At 58.5% G+C, this 15,371-nt stretch carries 12 protein-coding genes and 1 tRNA gene; 6 read left to right on the top strand and 7 right to left on the bottom strand.

All coding sequences use genetic code 11. From position 1 onward, the window contains the following. Positions 1–7: 7 nt before the first annotated feature. Positions 8–1,354 (bottom strand): alkaline phosphatase PhoX, encoded by a 1,347-nt coding sequence (locus PO778_RS00310; protein WP_271438191.1) that lies wholly within the window; start codon positions 1,352–1,354, stop codon positions 8–10. A gap of 94 nt (positions 1,355–1,448) precedes the next feature. On the opposite strand from PO778_RS00310, the gene PO778_RS00305 reads away from it, so the two are divergent. Together PO778_RS00305 and PO778_RS00300 are read left to right on the top strand one after the other, a co-directional pair. Then, on the top strand, positions 1,449–2,243 hold the full coding sequence (locus PO778_RS00305) for an SDR family oxidoreductase (RefSeq protein WP_271438190.1): 795 nt from the start codon (positions 1,449–1,451) through the stop codon (positions 2,241–2,243). Between the two features lie 13 nt (positions 2,244–2,256). Further along, positions 2,257–3,318: an NAD(P)-dependent alcohol dehydrogenase gene (locus PO778_RS00300; RefSeq protein ID WP_271438189.1), complete on the top strand. Its 1,062-nt coding sequence runs from the start codon at positions 2,257–2,259 to the stop codon at positions 3,316–3,318. 16 nt (positions 3,319–3,334) lie between these two features. Here PO778_RS00300 and PO778_RS00295 read toward each other — a convergent pair whose 3' ends face one another. The 5 genes from PO778_RS00295 to PO778_RS00275 all read right to left on the bottom strand — a co-directional run bounded on the left by PO778_RS00295 (position 3,335) and on the right by PO778_RS00275 (position 9,660). Continuing rightward, positions 3,335–3,583, bottom strand: coding sequence for a DUF6356 family protein (locus PO778_RS00295; protein ID WP_271438188.1), 249 nt, complete (start codon positions 3,581–3,583; stop codon positions 3,335–3,337). 13 nt (positions 3,584–3,596) lie between these two features. Then, positions 3,597–4,670, bottom strand: a complete 1,074-nt coding sequence (locus PO778_RS00290) for a YeiH family protein (protein ID WP_271438187.1) — start codon at positions 4,668–4,670, stop codon at positions 3,597–3,599. 357 nt (positions 4,671–5,027) lie between these two features. Then, complete coding sequence (locus tag PO778_RS00285) at positions 5,028–5,906, bottom strand: ROK family protein (RefSeq protein WP_271438186.1); 879 nt, start codon at positions 5,904–5,906, stop codon at positions 5,028–5,030. A gap of 2 nt (positions 5,907–5,908) precedes the next feature. Continuing rightward, positions 5,909–7,045: a glycoside hydrolase family 68 protein gene (locus tag PO778_RS00280; protein WP_271438185.1), complete on the bottom strand. Its 1,137-nt coding sequence runs from the start codon at positions 7,043–7,045 to the stop codon at positions 5,909–5,911. A gap of 161 nt (positions 7,046–7,206) precedes the next feature. Next, positions 7,207–9,660: a TonB-dependent receptor domain-containing protein gene (locus tag PO778_RS00275; protein WP_271438184.1), complete on the bottom strand. Its 2,454-nt coding sequence runs from the start codon at positions 9,658–9,660 to the stop codon at positions 7,207–7,209. 171 nt (positions 9,661–9,831) lie between these two features. Here PO778_RS00275 and PO778_RS00270 point away from each other — a divergent pair, with 171 nt between their 5' ends. Together PO778_RS00270 and PO778_RS00265 are read left to right on the top strand one after the other, a co-directional pair. Continuing rightward, positions 9,832–11,166 (top strand): MFS transporter, encoded by a 1,335-nt coding sequence (locus PO778_RS00270; RefSeq protein ID WP_271438183.1) that lies wholly within the window; start codon positions 9,832–9,834, stop codon positions 11,164–11,166. Positions 11,167–11,175: 9 nt separating this feature from the next. Further along, the gene (locus PO778_RS00265; protein ID WP_271438182.1) at positions 11,176–12,213 is read left to right on the top strand and encodes a LacI family DNA-binding transcriptional regulator; all 1,038 of its coding nucleotides are present in this window, start codon (positions 11,176–11,178) and stop codon (positions 12,211–12,213) included. A gap of 155 nt (positions 12,214–12,368) precedes the next feature. Here PO778_RS00265 and PO778_RS00260 read toward each other — a convergent pair. After that, a tRNA-Gly gene (locus tag PO778_RS00260) sits at positions 12,369–12,442 on the bottom strand. A 106-nt stretch (positions 12,443–12,548) separates the two neighbouring features. Between PO778_RS00260 and PO778_RS00255 the strand changes: the two genes are divergently transcribed. Together PO778_RS00255 and PO778_RS00250 are read left to right on the top strand one after the other, a co-directional pair. Then, positions 12,549–13,763, top strand: a complete 1,215-nt coding sequence (locus tag PO778_RS00255) for a DUF819 family protein (protein WP_271438181.1) — start codon at positions 12,549–12,551, stop codon at positions 13,761–13,763. Positions 13,764–13,869: 106 nt separating this feature from the next. Beyond that, complete coding sequence (locus tag PO778_RS00250; protein ID WP_271438180.1) at positions 13,870–15,366, top strand: CoA-acylating methylmalonate-semialdehyde dehydrogenase; 1,497 nt, start codon at positions 13,870–13,872, stop codon at positions 15,364–15,366. The last annotated feature ends 5 nt before the right edge of the window (positions 15,367–15,371 follow it).

The following is a 15,371-nucleotide window of genomic DNA, read 5'->3' as shown; positions in this document are numbered from 1 at the left end:
CTGCGGCTCAACCGAACCAGGGACCGGTGATCGCCAGTGTGGCGGTCGGGCTGTAACTGTTCACGAACAGCACCTTACCATCAGGAGAGAAGCACGCACCAGCCGGTTCGCTCTGCACCCGCAGCAACGCCAGCGGATAAGCCTGGCCATCTGGCGTGATGCCGCGAAGGTGGTTGTTTACCACATCTGTATACTGGTCTTCGCAGACGATCAGGTGTCCATTGCCCTGTACGGTCAAATTGTCGCCGTAATTGAACTGATCGGGCGATGTGCTTTCGAAAAACAGCGCCAGCCCATCGGCGCGCTTGCCGCGTCCAGGTACCAGCTTGAATATCTGGCCCAGTTTCGCCGCGCCGCCATTGGTACAGGCGAAGTAAAGCTCGCCCTCGCCCATATGGATGCCTTCCCCTCTTGCGAACAGCAACCCGCCCTGCGCCGCGCCGCGTTTGCGCAGGTCATCTTCGGGGGCTTCAACATTGTCGAGGTCGATCCAGCGCACTTCGTGCATGTCGCCGGTGCTGACTGCCGCGTCGGACCAGTTACGGCTGTCGGTGATGTTATTGGCCAGTGCCAGTGCCTGAAGCTTGCCGCCCTGCTCCAGCTTGCCGCGCACGTTGGGAATGAAACGGTAGAGCAGGCTGTCCTGCCGGTCTTCGGTCATGTAAACAATGCCGGTTTCCGGATCGACACAGGCAGCCTCGTGGTTGAAACGGCCCATCGCCTTCAGTGGTTCGGGATTGACCAATGTGCCAGCATTGGCAGGCACTTCGAACACCCAACCATGGTCTTTCTGGTTCTTTTCCGTGACTCCGAAGACAGCTTCCTCGCAGGTCAGCCAGCTGCCCCACGGGGTCACCCCGCCAGCGCAATTGCGCACCGTTCCGGCGAGCGAGCGATATTCCTGTTCGACCTCCAGCGTTTTCGCATCAAGCACGATGGTGGTCGTCCCGCCGGGCATAACCTTGCCTTCGATCCGGTCATAACCCATCGGAATATCGCCGCCCGGATCGTTGTCGGGCATCAATTCGTGGTTGCGCACCAGTGCCAGCTTGCCATTGCCGAGATCGAAACAGCCCATCCCGTCAGCGCGGTCGGGCACGGTGAGTCCGTCTGCCATGCGATCGCCGAGTTTGGAGATGATCCGGTAAGAAAAGCCGGCCGGCAGATCGAGCAGTCCCGCCGGGTCGGAAACGAGCGGGCCATAACCCGCGAAAGCCTTGCCGCCGGATACCGCGTTGCGCGCTGCTGGCCCCGCAGTGCACCCGCTGGCGAGCAAGGCGGCAAAGGCGGTGCCTGTCGCGCCCAAGAATTGGCGGCGGCTGGGGGCAGCGAATGGTGCGGCGGTATTGGTCATCGAGTCTCTCCCGGAATCTGAATCGCAATTGCGATAGCACCATGAATCCCCCATGACAGGTGCAAAGATAAGAACATCGAGGGAGAGTGATGCAATGAAACTCGAAAGCGGAATGGCCGCAGTGGTCACCGGCGGGGCATCGGGCCTTGGCCATGCAAGCGCAAAAGCGCTCGCCGCGCAGGGCCTGAAAGTCGCAATATTCGACATCAATGACGAGGACGGGGAAAAATACGCTGCGGAAATCGGCGGGACTTTTCACCAAGTCGATATCATGGACGAACAATCGGTTGTCGATGGTTTCGCTGCAGCACGGGCCGCCAATGGCCAGGAACGCGTCACCGTGCACTGCGCCATGGCCAGCAAGCGCGGGAAGACGCTGGGCTGGGACAAGGAGAAAGGCGGATACAAGCGCCTGCCAACCGAAGATTATGAATTCGGCGCGCAGGGCATACTTATTGCCAGCTACCGTGTCGCTTCGCTTTCTGCCCTCGGCATGGCCAATTCAGAGGCCGTGAACGAAGATGGCGAGCGTGGATCGATCACGCTGACAGCCTCCGTCGCCGCGCAAGACGGGCAGATCGGCCAAGTAATTTACGGCTCCTGCAAAGCCGGTGTGAACGGGCTTGTGCTGCCGTTGGCGCGTGACCTGATGGATATGGGAATTCGCGTAAACTCGGTCATGCCCGGGATCTTTGCCACACCGCTGATGCTGGGCATGAAGGATCGCAACCCGCAAATGTGGGATCAACTGAATGCCAGCGTCCCGTTTCCGAAACGGCTCGGTCATCCAGAGGAATTTGCCAGCCTGATCGTGGAAATCGCCAGCAACAGCTACATCAATGGCCATCAGTTCCGTCTCGACGGGGCGATCCGGATGCCGCCGCGTTAAAGGACCCTATGCAATGACCCAGGCTACCAACGAATATCCCGTTACCGGATATGCTGCGACATCGCCCGATAGCGGCATGGCACCTTTCGATTTTACCCGGCGCGGGCTGCGTGATGACGACGTGCTGATCGACATTACGCATTGCGGCATCTGCCATTCAGACCTGCACACTGCCCGAAATGACTGGGGCCGCACAACCTATCCCATCGTGCCGGGCCATGAAATTACCGGCAAGGTTGCCGCAGTTGGCGAGGCAGTTACCCGCCATCAGGTTGGCGACCGCGTGGCAATCGGCTGCATGGTCGATAGCTGCAAGCAGTGCGATCATTGCAAGCAGGGCCTCGAACAATATTGCAAGAACGGCATGGTCGGCACCTATGGCGGGACCGACCGGCATGATGGCAGCAAAACGCAAGGCGGCTATTCCAACCGCATCGTTTGCCGCGAAGAATTCGTCCTGAAAGTTCCAGCCGCGCTGGACATGGCCGATGCCGCCCCCCTGCTGTGCGCAGGGATCACCACATACTCACCGCTCAGGAACTGGAAAGTCGGGCCGGGCAGCAAGGTTGCTGTCGCCGGGCTTGGCGGGCTTGGCCATATGGGCGTGAAATTCGCCGCAGCGATGGGTGCCGAGGTGACCGTTCTCAGCCGCACCGAAAGCAAACGCGAAGACGCCGCAGCACTGGGCGCTCACGACTTCCTGATCACGACCGATAAAGACGCGATGAAGGCGAAGTCAGGCTATTTCGACATGGTCCTCAACACCATCCCCGTGCGCCACAATGTCGCGCCGTATCTGCACCTGCTGAAAGTCGACGGTGCGCAGGTGCTGGTGGGGATGATCGACATGATGCCCGAACTTCACACCGGCCTGCTGCTGGGCCGCAAGATCCTGACCGGAAGCGGAATCGGCGGGATCGAGGAAACGCAGAAAATGCTCGAATTCTGTGCCGAGAAAGGCATCACTCCGGAAATCGAGATGATCCGGATGGATGAAGTCAACGAAGCTTACGACCGGATGGAAGAAAGCGACGTGAAATACCGCTTCGTCATCGACATGGAGACCCTGGGCTGAGCCGACCGCGCTTTCGCTAGATACACCAGTCCATTTGCTGCCCGGCGCTGGTTTCCTGAACCATCTTCTTCCTGTTCAGGACCATACGGTCATACAGTTTGCGCACCAGATTGCTGCCTGTCTTTTCGAACAGGAACGGGAAGAAGCCGTGCAGCACACATGCCAGACCGGCAGTGATCATCGGCAAACCGAAGCTGGTCGCAGCAACGAAGTGCTCGCCATAGCTTTCGCCGACTGAACGCGGATGGTCTGTGAAGATATTCATGTGCACTCCGGCATTAAAGGAATTGAACCGTCAGCAGGGACAGGCCGAACGCGGTCAACGTCGTAATAATGACCGGCCCAAAACTGCGCAAGCCATGCGCGAGCATGCCCGACAGATCCGATTTGATGGCCGCTGCGATTACGGCGAACAGCAACAGGGTGCTTGCGCTTCTGGACCCGAAATCTACCACCGGCTGCGGGATTGGCATCAGGCTGTTCACCGCAACCAGCGCAATGAAGCCAAGAATGAACCATGGCAGCCCCTGTTTGATACTGAACTTGCGCCCTCCAGCCTCTTCGCCGCCGGGCGAGAAGCGCTGCAGCGCCAATGATACCAGCACCAGGATCGGCACCAGCAAGGCCACGCGCGATAGTTTGACCACGGTCGCCACTTCGCCCGCCTGTTCCGAAAACGCGAACCCGCCGGCCAGCGCCTGGGCGACGTCGTGGATCGACGCCCCGGTCAGGAAACCCGCCTGCGTGTCGTTCAGCGACAGCATCGCTGCGAGAGCCGGATAGAATGTCAGGGCAAATGCACTCGCCAGCGTTGTCCCGAGCAGGACAATCGTAAACCGCTCCTGGCTAATGCGGCGCTCTCCGATGATGCTCCACAGTGCAAGCGCGGCGGAGGCCCCGCAAATTGCCGTCGCCCCGCCCGCAAGCAGTCCGAACAGCAGATCCAGCTTGAGAAGTTTTGCAGCAATCACCCCCGCGGCGATTACCGCTGCCATGATGCCCACGAGTGACAGAAACGGGATAATGCCAAGTGCAGCAATTTCGGCAAAGCTGATCCGCATCCCGATCAGAACGATGCCGATCCGCAGCAACGTCTGCGACGACAGATCCAGCCCCGGTGCCAGCCTGCGGTCCGCATTGGTGAAATTGAGAGCAAAACCGATCAACAGCCCCATCAGGACCGATGGCGCGCCATATTGATCACTCAGCCAAAGCGAAGCGAGTGCAGCCACGCCGACCAACGCAAGACCGGGGATATAGCCAAGCAGGCTGGGCCGCTGCGTGTGCTCGGCCAGCTGCATCTCTCCGTAGAGATCAGCCATCCAGAAAGCTTCACGCCGGTCCTGTGTCAATGAAGGCTCCCTGTATCTGTTGCCGCCACCGCAAACCCGGAAAGAGGGCTGGAACGGTGGAGGGAGACCAATAGGTCAAGTAAACAACTGAACTTACTTTGTTTTATAAAACCCGAGAAACGAAAAAGCCGCTATCCGCTCTCCACTTACCCGCGCTTCTGTGAAAAAACACGGGATTGTGAGGGACATTTGCGCCCGCTGCAGCGCGACCTGACTAGCTTGCTAGCTGTCGCTTGTCACCGGTGCCACTGGGAACTCGTATGTGAATGGTGCCCGGCGATTGGGCGCGGCGACTTGTCAATTTGCGCCCCGATGGCGGTCATCGAATAAGGGGCAGCATCAGCCCAAAAGCTGACCTCATACCGATGGCGCGAGCAGCATCGCTCCGGTAATACCCGCCTGGTCACCCAAGCCCGGCGCAACGATCTTGTGTTTAGCTTGCCCAGGAAAATACGCTGCGCTCAGTTCCGATGCTCTTTTCCTAACGCGGTCGAGCAAACGAGGCGTCTTCATGACGCCACCCCCCATGACGATGGCTTCCGCCGCAGTCATAGCAATCAGCGAATGGGCAATCTGAGCCAAATAGTCAGCAATGATCTCATGCGCGATGTGATCAGACGGCAGCTCGGATAGCGACGCTCCCCAACGCGCCTTGATAGCCGGACCACTAGCCAACCCTTCGAGGCAATCGCGGTGATGAGGGCATGTCCCTTCGAAATTCATATCGTGCGAGTGACGGCGCGGGTAAATGTGCCCCATCTCCGGATGCGCGGCCCCATGAACCGGCTTGCCGCCCAGTATCAGGCCTCCGCCAATACCGGTGCCCACCGTGATGTAAGCAAGTGACGATGCATCCCGGCCAGCACCATGCTGATGTTCGGCAAGCGCCGCGCCGTTTACGTCAGTGTCGAAGCCAATCGGCACTCCAAATCGCTCGGCAAAAAATCCGGCGATATCGCAATTCGCCCAGCCCGGTTTGGGCGTGTTGGTGATGTATCCCCAGCGTGGCGATGATTGGTCCAGCTCGACAGGTCCGAAACTGGCAATGCCGATCGCGTCTATTTGGCCATGGCTTTCAAGCCATGCCGCTGCCTGCGCCAGCGTATTTGCGGGAGATTCGGTGGGAATTTCGTGCCGCGCTATGATCTCGGTCGGTGAATGACCGACAGCAAGCACGAACTTGGTTCCGCCAGCCTCGATACCGCCGATCAGGCCCGTTTTTCCCGCAAGGTCCATTCTCAGCCGACCACTCGCGACGTCGCGCCATCAAGTTCGAGCTGCACGAATGGAGCGAAGGTTCCACCAAAGCGCGCCCTGCGCGTTTCTGCTTCCGGCAGAGTGTCGTCGTCCGGTCCCCAATAGTCGACGAAGCTGGTCACGCTTAGATCGGGCAAGACCCACCAGCTATATGCCTGTGTCGGCCGTTCGATCGGATTGCCGATCACCAGTCCGTGTCCGTTCAAAAAGGTCCACGGGCCATCGATCGATTCGGCGACTGCTCCGTAAAGTCCTGTTGGGGCGACGATGCCCGGCGCGAACACACCACGCTGGGTGGACCAGAACAGATATATCCGCCCCCCATGCTCAACGATATGAGGCCGTTCGAGCTCGTTACTTACGCCGGATGCGGTGATCAGCGGAGGGAGCAAGCTGTAACCATCGCCCTCGGCAATCGCTGCGCCAATGACACCGTCATGCAGACTGGGCTGCGTGCCCGATGAGCCGGTAAACAGGACATAATCCTGACCCTCGCGGCTACGATAATGCGAGGGATCGCGAAACGCCTTGATCTTGCCCGGTTCACCTTCGTTCTCGTTGGCGGGGCGATAGAAATGTCCATCGGCCTGAACGAATTCCACCGGCTCTGACCATGCGCCAAACTCACCGTCTGCAGGCATCGGCGCGCGCGTCAGAAACAGGCGCTGGTGATAGGAAAGTGTCGCATCGCCCTTGTGCCCTGTGGCGGTAAAGAACAGCGTGACTTCCCCGTTTTCGAGCCGAGCCGAGCCGGACCATTGCCGCGCGGCGGGCGAAATTTCTTCCGGCAACGTCAGGCCGATATGTCTGAATTGATCACCAAGCCGGTGAAAGTGATGGATCCGAGCGAGATGATGACGTTGTTCAGGGTCTGCGGCTCTCTCCACAGTCAACGCAAACCACAACTCGCCGCCGCACCAGGCCACGGGATTTCCGTGAGGATCGGCAAGAGGCCAAGCGTCCCAGACATCAAGTGATGGCGACATCGGCTTGGCAGCGGTGGCATCAATGATCGCTGCCTGATCGAACTTGGCTTCCGCGAGACCCGCGAGAACATCAGGTGTCCAGCACGTTGCCGAGGGTTTCATATCCGCAAGTTTACCATCGATAGCAGTCATAGGTCCCATCGTCGTTTTGCAAAAGCGTGCCAACTTGTCGAAAGACGCGCAGCCCGCCTTGTCGCCTTGCCAAAGTAGAGAAGCAGCGATTGATTACTACTTGAGTGTCTTTGGCCGATCGAAACAGTTTTGTCCCGACCGGCCGCCAACTCTCTTTTGCTTCAGAAGTCGAAGCGGATTGATGCTGCGATCGTACGACCAGCAATTGAGCGTGCGCGGACAAGGTTGTTGCCCGGGATCGCCCCTTCTTCTGCTTCTGTATAGCCAGACTGATTGAACAGGTTGGTTGCATTCAGCGCCAACTCGACACGGTCAATTGGGCGAATGGCCAGGAAGGCATTGACTTGGCTATAGCCCGGCAGTTCCAGCTGGTTGTTATCCTGCGTGAAGCTGTCGGTGGTGCCGATGATGTTGGCGCCTGCTTTGAAGAAGCCGTCATCATACTGTGCAGTTGCCTGATAGACGAAGTCCGCCTGACGACGCGGCGTGTTGCCGATCACGCCAGCGTTGAGCGAGCGGACGATTTCAGAATCGGTCCATGTTACACCTGCAGAAAGCGAGAACGGACCAACCGAATAGGCGCCTTCAAGCTCAATGCCCAAGGCCTCGTAGTCGGTGTCGGTCAGCAGCAGCGGAGCGATTTCGACGTTCGTTTCGCTCGTCTCGGCATAAAAGCCAGTGGCGTAGAGCGACAGGCCGTTCGCCTGATACTTCAAGCCCAATTCAAGCTGGTTGACGTCAGCGATCACGCCATTGTCTCCGCCCGGCAGACCGCCATCGACAGTGCTAACAGCTGGCGAGAGCAAGCTGCGGTCAGCGGTGTGGCGACCGCCCTGACTGTAACGCGCAAAGACGCCCAGATCATCAGTCACAAGGTAGTTCGCGCCGATCGACCATGAGAAATAGTCGAAGTCATAATTGACCGGAGCAGGGCTACCCAGTGGCAGAACGCTGGTTAGCGATTCCGGGGTGCTGATGGTGCCGTCATTGTCGAAATCGAAGCTGGTAACCGGCCCGTCACCGGTGACCGTGCCGCTGGCATCGCCATAATCGTATCGGATGCTGGCATCCAATGTCAGACGGTCGAATTCGAGTGCGAGCGAGGCAAACGGTGCATAGGTGCTGTAAGCCACGTCGTAATTACGACGGCAGCAATTGCCGAAGAAGTTCGCACCAAAGCCAACCACACCATTCTGGGTTACCGTGTTTCCGCCTGCATCAACGATGTCGACAAGCACGGCCTGCCCGTCACCCTGAACAGTCTGGACATGCGAGGTCCAGAGCCAGTCAGTGTCAACGTCCTGACGCGACAGATAGAAGCCCGAGGTGAAGGTTGCCGAACCGCCGCCAAAGTCGAAATCCTTGCTGATGCGGAAATCGTTGGTGATGTTGTCGAGGCTGTTCAACCGGACATTGAAGTTCACGATGTTGGTCAGCAGGCCGTTTCCGCCAATGGTGGATGCGGTTGCCACGTCGCCGGAGTTCGGTCCGGTGGCAAGGACGATGCTTGAACCAGCGCCGCCGATACCATCCGCGATTTCCTGAGCAGCACCTACGCTTGCCGGGAACGGCGAAACGAAGCTTCCCGAATTGTTGGCGTAACGGAAACGATTGGTCAGCGTCCAGCCAGAGCCAACATCAATCTCTGCTTCCACGCCAAATGCCTGCGATTTAACCGAGAGACCATCACGGAAATTGTAGGTGGTCGGATTGTTGCCGCCATCAAGTGTCGTGATGGTGGTAATGAACGGGCTGTAAAGCGAGTCCGTGCGAGCGTCGAAACCGGCGATAGATGTATAGCTGGGATCAGAATTGGTCCCGCCAACGAACACTGGCTGCGGCAGAATGGTCGGCGTCGTATCGTTCAAATACTTGGCATGAAAACGAACATAGCCGCCGTCGAATTCTTTCGTGAGGTTCGCTTTGACCTGACCGCCGTCATAGCCGTTATAGCCGATGTCGCGCGGACCTTCGCCAGTGCGGTAGAAACCGCCGACGTGGAAATAGAGGTCTTCGCCAAGGCTGCTACCGTAATCGAAATCGACCCGGTAGGTCTCGAAATCGACGCCTATTGTTCCCTGGATCGCGCCCCCTTCTTGCGCGCCAGTTTTAGAGATGAAGTTGACCACACCGCCCGGGGCATTGGATGCGAAAGTCGATGCCGAACCACCGCGAACCGCTTCGACGCGCGCGACGTTGCGGTCAGCGCGCAGGAAATTGTCGGCGTTGCCGAAGATAATGTCACCAAACTCGAGGACGGGCAGACCGTCTTCCTGGAGCTGGAGGTAGCGTGCACCGCCGGTTGAAACCGGGATACCGCGCACGGCGATGTTTGCATTGCCTTCACCACCCGATGCTTCGGCACGAATGCCGGGGATCTGACGGATAAGGTCAGCCGATGACGGCGGAGCAAGATCGGCGATCTGCTCCGCGCTTACGGCGCTGACCGAGACCGAGCTTTCAAGCCGGTTTTGGCCGCGGGCGACAGCGGTAACGATAATTTCTCCGCCATCATTGGCAGCCTCATCCGAGGCGGCATCCTGAGCCTGCGCAAAAACCGGGGTCGAAAAGGCGCCCAGCGCGACGCCGAAAGCCAAAGCGTGACAAAACTTCATGTCGATCTCTCCTTAATCCCTCGCACTATATTGCGCGATTCGCAGTAAGGCATAACTCCATTGCAAACGATTGCAACAGCGAAATTGCAAACGATTGCAATCATGCGCAAACTATGTCACGAAAATGCAACAAGGCCGAGAGAATAACGGCACGTGAGAGGATGTTGAACCATGCAAACCGCGGTAAAACCACGGCTTTCTTTGTTGCGAATCATTGAAATGAACATTGGCTTTTTTGGCCTGCAGTTCAGTTTCGGCCTGCAGCAGGCCAATATGGGGCCAATCTACGGCTTCCTCGGTGCTGACGAGGCGACGATGCCGCTTTTGTGGCTTGCCGGCCCAATGACCGGTCTCATCATCCAGCCAATCGTTGGCGCAATGAGCGACCGCACCAACACCCGCTTCGGGCGCCGCACACCCTATTTCCTGATCGGCGCAATCATCTGCACGATCAGCCTTTTCCTTATGCCATATTCATCCACGCTCTGGATGGCGGCATCACTCCTGTGGATTCTCGATGCTGGCAACAACATCACTATGGAGCCATATCGCGCCTATGTCGCAGACCGCCTCGTGCCGGGCCAACGGTCAGTCGGGTTCCTGACGCAGAGCGCGTTTACCGGGCTCGCGCAAACCCTGTCCTATCTCGCTCCAACTTTGCTGACCGCTTTCATTGCGCAGGACGTACTTGACGACAATGGCATCCCGGTAATCGTCCGCATCGCGTTCATCATTGGTGCGATCCTATCGATCTCTACCATCGCCTGGTCGGTATGGCGGGTTCCCGAACTGCCGATGACCGATGATGAGAAGGCCGCTCTGGAAAAGAAGCCTTTGACCGTGAAGGACACGTTCGTAGAGATCGTGGATGCGATCCGCGACATGCCAAAACCGATGCGCCAGCTCGCGCTTGCAATGCTTTGCCAGTGGTACGCGATGTTCGCATACTGGCAGTACATTACCTTCGCAGTCGGCCGCTCACTTTACGACACTTCCGATCCCTCCACCGCCGCGTTCCGCGAAGCCACGCTGACGACACAGCAGGCGGGCGCGCTCTACAACTTCATCGCTTTTCTAGGGGCCTTGTTGCTCATACCAATCGTGGCGCGGCTTGGCGCAAGATTGGTGCATGCAGTTTGCTTGTCGGCCTCGGGCACGGCCATGCTGCTCATCCCGGGTGTCGAGACCCCGATGGCGTTGTTCGTTCTGATGCTCGGCATTGGTATCGGATGGGCCGGAATGATGGGCAATACTTACGTGATGCTGGCAGATTCAATCCCGGCTAACCGCAACGGCATTTACATGGGCATCTTCAATATGTTCATCGTGATCCCGATGCTTTTCCAAACGCTGACGATGCCGCTGATCTACAATCCGGTGCTAGGCGGAGATCCGCGTAATGTATTGATGCTTGGCGGTGCGCTCATGTTTGTGGGTGCCATTGCAACTCTTTTTGTCGATGCTGGGCACAGAGTGCCGCGTGAACAAAAGATTGTGGCAGGCTAAGGGGCGATAATGGCCGATTCAGACACTCAACCTTCCGTAGACAAGCCAAACCGCGTCCGCACCATCACGGACCTGGCAAAGATTGCCGGTGTCTCGCCCGGAACCGTCTCCCGAGCGCTTTCCGGAAACAGTCTGGTCAACACCAAGACGCGCGAAAAGATTGAAGCCATCGCGCGCGAGCACGGATTTCGGCCGAACCAGATGGCGAGCAAGCTGCGCAGGCAAAAAACAGGGGTCATCGGGGTCGCCATTCCACTGGGCCATGACGTCAGACAGCAAATCTCTGACACCTTCTTCATGACGTTGCTCGGTCATTTGGCAGACGAGCTGACCGAGAGGGGTTTTGACATCATGTTGAGGCGGGTCATCCCTGCACAGGACCAGGATTGGCTCGACCGGTTCATCGGTTCAGGCATGATCGATGGCGTCATCGTGGTCGGCCAGTCCGACCAGTTTGACCGGATCGAAGACGTTGCGGATGGCTATCTGCCGATGGTGGTCTGGGGCAACCATCAGGAGGGTCAGCGGCATTGCGTTGTCGGTACCAACAACCGTTTGGGCGGAAAGCTCGCGGCGGAAAAGCTTATTGCAGCCGGAGCCAGGCGTCTCGCATTTCTGGGAGATACACAGCCAATCGAATTTGCCGCCCGTTTTGCAGGCGCAAAGGAAGTCGCCGAAAAGATGGGCGTATCTATTCGCGCGCTTCCCACACACTTGTCACGGGATCAAACCAGCGAGGAAATCGCAGAGCATTTGAGCAATATCGAAGGCGAGATCGACGGCATCTTCGCGGCAACAGACACGATTGCTGTCACGTGCCTGAAGGAACTCAGGGACCGCAACATCAATGTGCCGGCTCAACTCAAGATCGTGGGTTTCGACGATCTGCCAATCTCAAGCCAGACCGTCCCTCCCCTGACAACTGTCAGGCAGGATATCGCCGCAGGTGCCAAGGGGCTCGCGGACCTTTTGCTTCGGCGCCTCGCTGGAGAAGATACAGAAAGCCTGGTCCTGCCTCCGCACTTGATTGTGCGTGACAGCGCCTAGAAGGTCTCCTGAGCCAAAAGGACGAGCCCTGACGAGCTGCCAAATTGGGAAATTTGGCGAGACTGTGCGGGCAAATGCAGGACAACCGAACACCAGAAACCCTATGGTTTCCAAAGGTTCGAAAGCGTTTCCGGGATGTCTTGGGAAAGCGGCGCTGGAGCGGGTGAAGGGAATCGAACCCTCGTCGTCAGCTTGGGAAGCTGCTGCTCTACCATTGAGCTACACCCGCAAGGTCCATTCGCGGCGATTGCACCGGCTCGTTTATCCGTCAACATGGTTTTTCCGCACTGGCCCCGCTACAGGCGGATCAACGACCTGATGGGAGAGCGATTTCAATGATTACGGACGACCGGGTGATCCTCGGCCTGCTGGCGGCAGTGCTTGCCTTTGTGTTTTTCACGCGCGACCGTGAGGGTTGGCAGAAATTCTACATTTTCGTGCCGATCATCCTGGTCTGTTATCTCGTTCCGTCGCTGATGGTGACCTTCGGCCTGATCAATGTCGATGACAGCAATCTTTGGCCAATTGCGAAGGATTATTTCCTGCCCGCCGCGTTGTTCCTGATGACACTTAGCATCGATATGCGGGGTATCCTCGGGCTGGGTCCCAAGGCGCTGATCATGTTCTTCACCGCCACCATCGGCATCGTGATCGGGGGACCGATTGCGCTGTGGATCGTCGCTCAGTTCGATCCTGCCATCGTCGGCAGTGGAGCAGACGCCGCATGGCGCGGGCTTGCCACCTTGGCGGGCAGCTGGATCGGCGGGGGCGCCAACCAGACCGCGATGCTGGAAGTTTATGGCTACAATATCGAAAATTACTCCGCGCTGATCGCCGTCGACATTATCGTCGCGAATATCTGGATGGCGTTCCTGCTTTACGGTGCCGGTGACAGTAAGCGGGTCGACGGTTGGCTCAAGGCGGACAGTTCGTCGATCGATGCGCTGCGCGACAAGATGGCCAGTTACACCGCTTCGGTCGAACGCGTGGCCAGCGCAAATGACTATGTCCTGCTGTTCGGCGCGACCTTCGCCGTGGTCGGACTATGCCATCTGGGCGGATCGGCACTGGGCAGCTTTTTCGCCGGGCTGTGGGGAGAAGAAGCGACTCTAGCGAGCAGCTTTTTCTGGGTCGTGGTGATTTCCACCACTCTGGGACTGGCCGCCAGCTTCACCAAAGCGCGCAACCTCGAAGGAGTCGGGGCGAGCAAATTCGGCACCGTGTTCATCTTCCTGCTGGTGGCGGTAATCGGCACCAAGATGAACATTCTGAAAATCGCCGATGCGCCTTCATTCATGGTCATCGGACTGATCTGGATGCTGATCCACACGATCCTGCTGCTGACAGTCGCCCGGATCATCCGCGCACCGTTCTTCTTTGTCGCTGTGGGCAGCAAGGCGAATGTCGGCGGGGCAGCATCCGCCCCCGTGGTTGCAGCTGCATTCCATCCCGCCCTGGCACCGGTCGGGGTGCTGCTGGCGGTGCTGGGTTATGCCGTGGGCACATACGCCGCGATCCTGTGCGCAGCGATGATGGCGCAGGTCGGCTAGGCGCATCCGCCAAACGCTGAATGCATATCTGCGGGGTCGCATTGGCAGCTTGAACGCGCTATGGAGCGCGCAACAATAATTCAAAAGACTTTGCAGGAGATGCGCGATGCGTCAGGTTGATCACTTCATTGCAGGCGGAGCTGGCACCAGCACCGGCCGCACACACAAAATCTGGAACCCGTCGACCGGCGAAGTGCAGGCCGAAGTCGGCTTGGGCGATGAGACGCTTTTGGAAAAGGCGGTTGCAGAAGCGAAGAAAGTGCAGCCTGAATGGGCCGCGACCAATCCGCAGAAACGTGCCCGCGTGATGTTCGAATTCAAACGGCTGGTCGAACTGCACAAACAGGAATTGGCAGAATTGCTCTCCAGCGAACACGGCAAGGTGGTGGATGACGCGCATGGCGACGTGCAGCGCGGGCTTGAAGTCATCGAATTCGCTTGCGGCATCCCCCAGGCGCTGAAGGGCGAATATACCCAGGGCGCAGGCCCGGGTATCGATGTCTATTCGATGCGCCAGCCGCTGGGTATTTGTGCGGGTATCACCCCGTTCAACTTCCCTGCGATGATCCCGATGTGGATGTTCGGCATGGCGATCGCGGTGGGCAACGCATTCATCCTGAAGCCCAGCGAACGCGACCCGAGCGTGCCCGTTCGTCTGGCAGAACTGTTCGTAGAAGCCGGCGCGCCAGAAGGGCTGCTGCAAGTGGTTCACGGCGACAAGGAAATGGTGGATGCGATCCTCGACCACCCGGATATTCCGGCGATCAGCTTCGTCGGATCATCCGACATCGCGCAGTACATCTACCAGCGCGGAGCCGCCAATGCGAAGCGCGTTCAGGCGTTCGGCGGGGCGAAAAACCACGGTATCGTGATGCCCGATGCGGATCTGGACCAGGTCGTCAACGATCTTGCGGGCGCTGCTTTCGGATCAGCAGGCGAACGCTGCATGGCGCTGCCGGTTGTTGTCCCGGTTGGCGAAGACACCGCAGACCGGCTTCGCGAAAAACTGATTCCGGCGATCAACGCCTTGCGCGTGGGCGTATCCAACGATCCCGACGCGCATTACGGCCCAGTCGTCACACCGGAACATAAGGCGCGCGTCGAAGGCTGGATCGATACGGCGGAAAAGGAAGGCGCCGAAGTCGTGATCGACGGACGCGGGTTCTCCCTGCAGGGTCACGAGGACGGTTTCTTTGTCGGCCCGACCCTGCTCGACCGGGTCACAACGGACATGGAAAGCTACAAGGAAGAAATCTTCGGGCCGGTGCTGCAGATCGTACGGGCGCGGGACTTTGAAGACGCAGTCCGCCTGCCGAGCGAGCATCAATACGGCAACGGCGTGGCTATCTTCACCCGAAACGGCCACGCGGCCCGCGAGTTTGCCAGCCGCGTGAATGTCGGGATGGTTGGCATCAACGTGCCAATTCCCGTCCCGGTCAGCTACCACAGCTTCGGCGGGTGGAAACGCAGCGGCTTTGGCGACATCGATCAATATGGCATGGAAGGCCTGAAATTCTGGACCAAGGCCAAGAAGGTCACTCAGCGCTGGCCAGACGGCGCCGGCGACGGGTCAAACGCCTTTGTCATTCCAACCATGGGGTAACCATT

The sequence above is a fragment of the Pontixanthobacter luteolus genome, assembly GCF_947494915.1.
Classification (GTDB): domain Bacteria; phylum Pseudomonadota; class Alphaproteobacteria; order Sphingomonadales; family Sphingomonadaceae; genus Pontixanthobacter; species Pontixanthobacter luteolus.
Note: the sequence above shows the minus strand (reverse complement) of the source record. Positions and strands in the feature narration are given on the sequence as shown.